The sequence below is a fragment of the Candidatus Deferrimicrobiaceae bacterium genome (assembly GCA_035256765.1).
GTDB lineage: Bacteria > Desulfobacterota > Deferrimicrobia > Deferrimicrobiales > Deferrimicrobiaceae > CSP1-8.
Genome location: DATEXR010000192.1, coordinates 1 through 9,091, shown reverse-complemented (window position 1 = coordinate 9,091; position 9,091 = coordinate 1). Strand labels below are relative to the sequence as shown.

Below are 9,091 nucleotides of genomic sequence, written 5' to 3'. Positions count from 1 at the left end.
TGCGGCGTGAAATGGTCATCCCCGTACCACCAGCACCAGTCGGATCCTTCCGCGACGAGCAGGTGGCCGAAAGCGTTATTCAGTTCTTTCGACGGCTTCAGGCCGGCCTTCCTCATCTGCTCGGAACGCGATTGCCAGAGGGCTCGCGCTCGAGCGAGCAATTCCCACGCCGCCTGGTCCTCTCTGTGCCCGATCCAGATGTTGAATGTCCCGTCGATCCAGGAGCCCGTAGGGATTTTTGGTAATTCCACATCATAGTCTATTTGTTTAAGGCCTTCGCTTAATGTAATACATGATATATTTGGGGCCATTGAGGTAAGCCGTCCCATCAATGTGCGAAGGAATTCCTCCCCGGAATCGGGGAAATATTCCCAGGCGTTCTCTCCGTCCAGGATGACGGGAACCACATAGGCGTCCTTGCGGGAATGACCCGGGATGGAAGACAATTTATTATATATATTACTGATAATATTACAAAAATTGGAAGCGGCATCGACGGGGCCCCAGCGGGAATATTCGAAGCCGATCAGATCGGAGAGGTGGTGATCCCGGAAGAATATCCGGATCGGACCCGCGGGCGTGGAAGCGACGTACGGGTGATACAACCAGGAAGGCTCGAGGGGAACGCCGCCGGAGTCCCGATGGACGGGTTTTCCCAGCGCCTTCGACAGGAGAATCTCGTCCGTGGCGGTCCAACGGAATCCGGCACGGGAAGCGATTTCCAGAGCGGCCGGACTGATGGAGCCTTCGGAAGGCCACAAACCGTCCGGGAACCTCCCGAAAAGGGAATGGAACACCTCCCTTCCCCGGAAAATCTGTTCCACCGCGTCTTCCGGGTAGGCAAAGGGAACCCTCGGTAAAAGCGCGCCGGGGAGCGCGTCCTGCGCCGACCGGTTGTCGATGAGGAGCGGCAGTATGGGGTGGTACATGGGGGTGGAGGTATTCTCGCCGCCGTCGTTTTCCGCCACCTTCCGGTATTCCGGGATCACCGTCGCCATGATGTCGATCTGACGATCCAGGACGTATACCTTGTCGCGTTCGGTGTACCCGCTCCCCTTCCTCCAGAGACGGGCGAGGTACGCATCCTCCTCGCGGAGCATCGGGTGGAACCAGGTAAGGTTGAACAACGTCATCAGGTCGGTGTAATCCGACGCCCCGAACCCGCTCGACGCACCGGATTTCCCCACCACCCGCAGCGCCGCTTCCCTTCTCCCGTACAGTTCCGCGTACCTCGGCTGGGGCAGGATCATGGTGGGGGCATGGGCGGCGAAGAAGTTGCGAAGGAGGAACTCCTCCTCCTCGTTCGAGAGGTCGAGGGAGTTTTTCCGGGACAGGGACAAAAAGACGTCCTCCGCGCCGTGTTCCACGTAGTCCTGGACCTGGATCAGCAGCGACGGGACCAGGTTGAAGGTATGCCGCACCGCCGGAAATTCCCGAAAGAGCCGCGGGAGGGCCACGTAATCCTTGACGGCGTGAAGCCGAACCCAGGGCAGGATGTAGTTCCCCGTTTCGGGATCCTTGTAATACGGCTGGTGCATGTGCCAGAGAAAGCAAAGATAAAGCTTCATCCGGCTTTGTCCCTTCCCCTTCCCTTATCCCAGACGCGAAAGCTGGATCTGGATGAGTTCCTTAAGAGGCGTGTCGGGATTCTCGGCGAGGATCCTGCGGAATACCTCCGTCGCCTCCTGATTGCGCCCCAGGGTGGCAAGGGCTCTTGCCTGCCCCATCCGTGCCTGGGTGCGGAACAACTCCCCGGTCGCGAACCCTGCGGCCTCCCCGTAGGCCTTCTGGGCGTTTTCCGCGTCCCCCTTGGCATCGAACGTCTGGGCAAGCCCTTCGCGAAGGAGGAAATCCATGACGGTCCCCTGCTCCTTCCCGCTGGCAATGGCCGACCGGAAATACTCGGCGCTCCGGTCGTAATTGCCGCGGCGGAAGGCGATGCTTCCCAGGTAGTACTGCGCGAAGACCGCCGCCTCCGTGCCGGGGTGCGCGCTCACCTGGGCGGCCAGAAACCTCTCGAGGCGGTCGAGCTTCTCCTCGTCGGCGACCCCCGGGGACCGGAGAACTTCCTGGGCCTGGATCAGTTGGGGCCAGAGGTCCCGGTTCGCCTTCGCCTCCTGCCAGCGGTAGTAGGCGCGCGTGCCGTATACCCCTCCCGCGGCGAGGATGACGGCGGTCAGCGCGGCAAGGACCGGAACGTGGTTTTCCTTGATCCATAGCGTCGCCCGTCCGAGGGTGGAGATGAACTCGTCCGGGCCTTTCAGGTCTTTCCGCGTGTACTTGATCTTCCTTGCCATCCGTTTCCCCTTTCGGTCATCCTTCGAGAAGTTCCCGCGCATTCTCCTGCATGCGTGCCGCATCCTTCTCCGTCAGTCCCGCCCCCCGGATGATCCGGACGGCGTCCTCCCACGGCGTGAAATCGCCGGGAGAATGCGAATCGGTATTGTACACCAGACGGGCGCCCGTTTTCGCCGCAATGCGCGCCACGTGCCCGTTCGTGAGGGAGTGCCCCCTGCGGGATGTGATCTCGAGAAGCACGCCTTGTTTCCTCGCGAGCCTGGCCTCCTCCTCGGTGATCAGGCCGGGATGAGCGAGGATGTCGACATTCGCCCGAATGGCCGCGAGGTTGGTGCCCTTGGGCACCGGCTCCACGATCGTTTCCCCGTGCACGAGGATCACCTTCGCCCCTCGTTCCCGCGCAAGGGCAACCAGCGGCGCGATCAACCGCGGGGGGACATGCGTGATTTCGACGCCGGGGTAAACCTGCGCCCGCACCTTCCCCCGGAGTTCGGAGCAGACGTGCACCATGCGATCCACGACGTTCTCCAGGTTCGACGGGTCGACGTGGTCGGTGATCGCGAGATGCGTGTACCCCGCGAAAAGACAACGGGAAACGACCTCGGACGGGATCAATTCGCCGTCGCTGAACGTGGAGTGCATGTGCAGATCGATCATATCGGATCTCCCTGGAGGTATTGCCTCACCACCCGGGCGAGGGCGTCCCGGATCTCTTCCGGGGACAGCTGATCGAGCTCCTGTACCTTGAGGAAGCAGCCAAGCTTCTCCAGCCGGCTCTGGAACAGGCGGATCGTGTTTTCCCCGAGCCCGAAATTCGTGAATGATTTCCCCATGACGGCCAGCACCACGCGCGCATCCGATCCTTTCGTGTAGTCCGAGACGGCCAGAAGCGCTTCGAGGGAACTCGAAACCTCGTCCTTGAGAAATGCCACGATTCCCAGGGGGCGGGGAGCCAGAGCATACCACAGGGGAGAAGTGGAGCGAAGGTACGGAAAGACGTAGAGAAGAAGATGGGACCCCTCTCCGATCGTGAGTTTCCCGAACATCCCGATCGGGGGGGCCTCCTCCCTCCGCAGGGAGAAAAAGGCGGAGTCCACCTGGAACTCCCGGTGCTGTCCCAGGGCGAGGACGACCCCCTCGAGCAGCTCGGGGTCCGGGAGGAAAAAAACGATGCGCCCTTCTCCGCTCTCCGAGAAGTTTCCCATCTCTTCGAGGGAGGTGCGCAGCCGCGCCATTTCCTCCGGCGGGAGGAATTCGCTTTTCGTTCGGGGAGCCTCGAACCGGCCGATCCGCAACATCCCCCGCTTCTTCAGCTCGAGCAGGGTCTCGAAGACGACGAGGTCGGGGTAACTGCAGTTGTTCACGAGGTCCTTCACGGAGTTGCAGAACTCCGCGAGAAGGAGCACCTCGCGCACCACCCCCGATCCCCCGCTGATCGACCTCGCGCTTTTCGCGAGGATCACCGAATCGTCCGGCGAGGGGAGTTCGGCGCCGAGATTGAGGATTTCATCGATCTGCCGCAAACCCTCCATCAAAACGGACTGGGTGGAGGAGTGGATGGTCGCCCGGACCTCCACTTTCCCCGGCAGGAACCGGAACCTCCCCTCCCGAAGCGAGATGAGACGATAGAGCGCTTTTTCCCCCAGGGTGTTCTGGGCGCGCGCGGAGACGATCTCCCCCTGGTCGATGTAGATCGACCCGCCCGTCCCCTCCCCTTCCACCTGGACGACTCCGCTTTTCTTGTTCATCGAGAGGATCTGCCAAAGGTCGGGAAGAAAGATCTGCGCCAGGTTCCCGCTGATCTCGGAGTCGCCGGCAAGGGATTCCGTGATGTTGTCCTGAAACAGCGTGCGCTGGATCCGAAGCAGGACCTCGTCCCCGTGGAACGGCTTCCGGATGAACTCGTCGATCCCGGGACGGAAACCCGGAACGCTTTTCTCCTGGTCGCTCAGGAAGAAGATCGGGATGTTCTTCGTGTGCGGGTTCGTGTGCAGGATCTGGACGAGGCGGTCCGGTCCGAGCCCCGGGAGGGAGAGATCGAGGAGGAGGATGTCGGGCCTCTTGAGGAGCGCTTCCGCAAGCGCCCTGCTGCCGTCCGCCGCATCGATGACCTTGTACCCTTTCGTGCGGAAAAACCGGAGCAGGTCACGGCGGGATGTTTCCGACGGGTCGGCGATCAGGATCTGCTTTGCGGTCGTCGCGGTACCCATCGTTCGCTCCGCCATCGAAGGCTCCAACTAGAACGTCCCCTGCAGGCGATACGTTTCCTGCACCTTCTCGATCATCGAATCCACGAGCCACTCGTCGGCCGTGTTGAACCCGCACACCTCGTCCTCCCGCTCGGTCGCGAGCAGCCCGTAGGCGCCGTTTTCCTTGAGAAACATAACGATTTGCCTGTCCTGGAGCTGGTTGTCCTCGGCGTGCACGTACAAAAGGTTTTTCGAGTCGAAGCGGGTATTGCCGTCCTGTCCGATGATGGTGATGCTCCTGCCGTTGCCCGCTTCCGGCCCGAGCGACAGGAAGATCTGCTTGAACATCTCGGGGCGGGGACCCGCCGCGATGACCAGCCCCCTTTTCCGGTCCAGGGACATCGCGTCCTGGGCCACGGATTCCATCATCCGGAGGAAGGTTTCCCTTTTCAGGCAGAAGTGCCCGTTGCGCCCCTTCTCCCGCGGGAACCGGGAGAAGTACGGCACGGTCTGTCCCGACCGCAGAAGATCGTAATAGTCGGGTTTGCCGACCAGGGTGTCGAAGGCATTCCACAGGGTCTTCTCCCGAAGGTGCAGGCGGTGGAAGGGGCTTTGCTTCTGCTGATGGTATTTCGCCTCCGCAACGCGCCAGAGACCCGGAAGATCTTTTCCGTCGCGGGGAAAGGTGACCGATACGAGAAACGTCTCCAGACGATATTCGGTCCCCAGATATTGGATGGCCGTGCTTTCCCGAATCGCTTTCCTCAGACGCCGTAATGCCAGGAGGGAGCCGAAATAATCGGTCTCGGGGAGGATCGCGCAGAACCGGTTCGCCTCCACCCGGGCGATGAGGTCGGACTCCCGCAGGGCCTTGCCGATGGCATCGACCATGTCCGAGACCGCCCCGGCGACGACGGTTTCGCGGGTCTCCTCCCGGATGCGGGACAGGTTGTCGAGGACAAGGAAAACGGCCGAAAGAGGCCGGCGGAACCTGCCCGCCTTGTAGCGTTCCTTCTCGAAGTAGTCCGACAGAAACACGGGGGAGTACGCCCGGGTCTCCGCGTCGCGAAGCGACACCCGCTCCATCCGGACGAAACGGGTGATGTTTTTCCAGGCCAGCGCGGCGTACCCGGCGATGATCGATGCGACATACATATCCCTCTGCCCAAACGGTTTCCGGTCCGGCCTCGCGCCGAGTTTCACGAGGCCGACCGGTTTTCCCATGTGCAGGATCGGAACGTAAAGGTCCGTGTCGCCGCCGTCGGACCTGCTTCCCTCCCTCTCGTTTTCCCCGGGAGGGTAGAGGAAGGGCTTCCCGTTCCCCATCCCTTCCGCCCAGTCGGCCTGGGAGAGAGAAAACGTCGAACCTTCCCTGTTGATGCCGATGCACCCCCGGACGGAGGCGATCACCATCTCGTCGGGGTCGCGCGCCGCGGCGACCCAGATGACGCAGCTTTCGGTGCCGAGCTCGTTCGTGAAGGTTTCCGAGATCCGGGCGAGCATCTTCTCCTCGTCCTGGCACGCCATGATCTTCAGGCACTGCTGGTAGAGGGAGGCGAGGGAGTAATATTCCATGCTTTCCGACAGGAGACGCACCGCGACCGCCGGATCGGTGCCGTCCTGTACCTTCCCCCAGGTGACCCAGCGGGCGATCTCCCGAAGCGGCGGTTCGCTCCGGAAGAGGAAGATCGGAGGACCGTCTCCGGGATCTTCCCGGAGAAAATCGACCAGGGGACGGTGCTCGCTGTCCAGGGAGGCGACGATCGCGATATAGGGGGAAAGGTCGGTCTCCCCCCGGATCACTTGATCGGGGGTGCAGAACGAGAATTCGACCGGATGATCAAAGGCGGTGAAGCATAGGTCCTGCGAGGTATTGGCGCTCTCCTGCACGACCAGTATGCGGGCCACGTCCATGAAGCGGGATGTCACATCTTGTACTTGCTGAAATCTTCCGGATCCATCTTCTCGAGGAGCTCCGTCCACTTGTCCTTCTCTCCCCCGGAGGGCGTTCCGGATTCCACCCGAAGCGCTTTTTCGATGACCGCGTCCCGGACCATGATCGGGACTTCCATCCGGATGGCGATGGCGATCGCGTCGCTCGGCCGCGAGTCGATGACGACCGATTTCCCGTTGATGTCCATGTGGAGGAGCGCGTAATAGGTGTTGTCCCGGATGTCGGTGACTTCCACGCGAAGAAGCTTCACCCCGATCTGGTCGATGAGGTTTTTGAAAAGATCGTGGGTCATCGGTCTCGGCAGCTTGAGGTTTTCCAGCCCCGCGGCGATCGCGTTCGCCTCCAGCACCCCGATCCAGATCGGAAGGGTGTTCAGGTTCTCCTTGTCCCGCAATATGATGATGGGGGACTGGGTCACCGGGTCGATCGTGATTCCGATCACTTGCATTTCCTTAACCATGCAGTCCTCCTTCCTCGCCCGAGAGAGAATGATGCCCGGCAGACCGGATCGCGACGCGGCGCAATGCCCCTTTCCCGTTCCTGGCGGGGGAAAAGTTGACGGTCTTGTAGCACGGAGTCCGGCCGCACAGGCGCGAGGGGTCCTTCGCGCTCTTCCCCTCGACCAGCACCTCCATCTCGTTCCCGACGCACGCGGCCAGTCGTTCCCGGGTGTGGAGTTCCTGCAGGGCCTGGAGGCGATAGAGCCGCTCTCGCGCCTCCTCCGGGGCGACGGTTTCCGCCATGCCGGCAGCGCGGGTCCCCGGTCTCGGGGAGAACCGGAAAAAGAAGGAGGAATCGTACCGGACTTCCTCCATGACCGACAACGTCTCCCGGAAATCTTCTTCCGTCTCGCCCGGAAACCCGACGATGAAATCCGAAGAGTATGCGATCCCGGGCCTTGCCTTTCGTAACTCTTCGATCCGGCCGAGATATTCCTTTCTCGTGTATCCGCGCCCCATGGAGGACAGGACACGGTCCGACCCTGCCTGGATCGGCAGATGGATGTGAGGGCAAAGGAGATCGTTCTCGGAAAAAAGGCGGATCGTCTCCCGGTCCAGGTCCCGCGGATGCGAGGTAAGGAACCGGATTCGCCGGATTCCCCGGACACGGGAGATCCGCCGGAGGAGTTCGGGGAAAGGGATCTCCCCCTCCTTTTTCCCGTAGGAGTTCACGTTCTGCCCCAGGAGGACCACGTCGCATACGCCCCGGTCCGCCAGTTCGCGGACCTCCGTAAGGATCTCCCCGGAGGGCCTGCTGATCTCGCTTCCCCGGACATACGGGACGATGCAATAGGCGCAGTAGTTGTCGCATCCCTGCATGACGGTGACCATGGCGCTCACCGCCCCGTTCGCAAGATACGGGAGCACGTCCCAGTGGCTGGTGTCGCCGGAGAGGTCGGTGGAAACCTGGGCGTTCCGACCTTCCGCGAGGCGAAGGAGGCCGGGCAGCCGGGAGATGCTGTGCGTGCCGAACACGATGTCGACGTGGGGCGCCCGTCTCCGGAGTTCCGGCCCCTCCTGCTGGGCGAGGCACCCCCCCACGGCGACGAGGCGTCCCTCACGGCCCTGCTTCCATCGCCGAAGATGGCCCAGGGCGCTGTAGATCTTCTGGTCCGCCTTCTCCCGGATGCTGCAGGTGTTCAGAAGCACGAGATCGGCATCGGACAGGGATTCCGCGGGGCGGTAATTTCCCTTCCCGAGGAGCGCCACCATCCTGGCCGAGTCCACCTCGTTCATCTGGCAGCCGAATGTCTCGATGTATACGCGCCGGACCATATTTTTCATTATAGCACCCGCCCGGGGCTATTCAATGCGGTGTCCAGCGGTAAGGGTCGGTAAAAATAAACCTCATACGGAAGCAGACATCTTCTCTCCACGGATGAGAAAACGGGAAGGGTCGATCTCCTCCCGCAGAAGCCTGAGCTCCTCGTCGGTGGGGGGGGGTATCTCTTCGATTTCCCTGGACATCAAGGGTCGGAACGCCATGTCCTTCACCACGTCCCGCGGGTCGAGACCGCGCAGGACCCCCAGGAGGACCATCTTCTTGGTCTCCTCGTCGAACCCGAACAGCGCCTTGGAGGTGACGACCCGGTACGGACCGGTCCCCGCGGGCAGCCCCGCTTTTTCCCGCGCACCGGGTCCGGTCAGATACCCGGGCGAGGTGAGAAAATCGACCCGGGGAACGAACCGCCTCCCCTCGTGCTTGATCACGATGATCGTTTTCCAGCAGTGGGACGCCACCTGGTTCCCCCCCCCGCTTCCCGCGAAACGGCGTTCGGGCTCCCGGTACGTCCCTCCGAGGAAGGTGGAGTTGATGTTGCCGTACGGATCGACCTGAAGGGCTCCGAGCATTCCGTAGTCCATGTATCCCGAGGCGGAGTAGGCGAAGGCCCAGTTCATGTTGAGCCACTGGAGAGAGCGGTAGGTGTTCTGCGGCCCTCCCATCGTTCCCCGGACGAACGGGAGGACCGATTGCGGTCCGATCGCCCCGAACTCGAAGAGCTGGATGACGCCCGGAACGTGGAGTTTCTGCCCCAGGATGGCCACGACCTGGGGGATTCCCCATCCGACGAAGAACGTCTTGCCGTCCTCGAGAAGGCGCGCCCCCTGGGCGATCATGAACTCCGTGTCGGTGAACTCCACCGTGCGCG

General features: G+C 62.1%; 8 protein-coding genes. All 8 read right to left on the bottom strand.

The window, feature by feature from the left end; genetic code table 11:
* Nucleotides 1-1,568: glycoside hydrolase family 57 protein (locus tag VJ307_06485; GenBank protein HJX73788.1), on the bottom strand; the 1,568-nt coding region annotated here is incomplete at its 3' end.
* Between the two features lie 24 nt (nucleotides 1,569-1,592).
* Complete coding sequence (locus tag VJ307_06480) at nucleotides 1,593-2,297, bottom strand: tetratricopeptide repeat protein (protein ID HJX73787.1); 705 nt, start codon at nucleotides 2,295-2,297, stop codon at nucleotides 1,593-1,595.
* 16 nt (nucleotides 2,298-2,313) lie between these two features.
* Nucleotides 2,314-2,955 carry a histidinol phosphate phosphatase domain-containing protein gene (locus tag VJ307_06475; protein HJX73786.1) on the bottom strand — a complete coding sequence of 214 codons (642 nt, stop codon included), beginning with the start codon at nucleotides 2,953-2,955 and terminating at the stop codon, nucleotides 2,314-2,316.
* Nucleotides 2,952-4,508 carry a DUF4388 domain-containing protein gene (locus VJ307_06470; protein HJX73785.1) on the bottom strand — a complete coding sequence of 519 codons (1,557 nt, stop codon included), beginning with the start codon at nucleotides 4,506-4,508 and terminating at the stop codon, nucleotides 2,952-2,954. Before VJ307_06470 ends, VJ307_06475 begins: the two co-directional genes overlap by 4 nt.
* Nucleotides 4,509-4,535: 27 nt before the next feature.
* On the bottom strand, nucleotides 4,536-6,416 hold the full coding sequence (locus tag VJ307_06465) for a diguanylate cyclase (GenBank protein ID HJX73784.1): 1,881 nt from the start codon (nucleotides 6,414-6,416) through the stop codon (nucleotides 4,536-4,538).
* Nucleotides 6,413-6,901, bottom strand: a complete 489-nt coding sequence (locus VJ307_06460; GenBank protein HJX73783.1) for a bifunctional nuclease family protein — start codon at nucleotides 6,899-6,901, stop codon at nucleotides 6,413-6,415. Before VJ307_06460 ends, VJ307_06465 begins: the two co-directional genes overlap by 4 nt.
* Nucleotides 6,894-8,225: a tRNA (N6-isopentenyl adenosine(37)-C2)-methylthiotransferase MiaB gene (miaB, locus tag VJ307_06455; GenBank protein ID HJX73782.1), complete on the bottom strand. Its 1,332-nt coding sequence runs from the start codon at nucleotides 8,223-8,225 to the stop codon at nucleotides 6,894-6,896. The genes VJ307_06460 and miaB overlap by 8 nt, the downstream gene beginning before the upstream one ends.
* A gap of 63 nt (nucleotides 8,226-8,288) precedes the next feature.
* A partial coding sequence (locus tag VJ307_06450) for a CoA-transferase (GenBank protein HJX73781.1) occupies nucleotides 8,289-9,091 on the bottom strand: 803 nt, incomplete at its 5' end.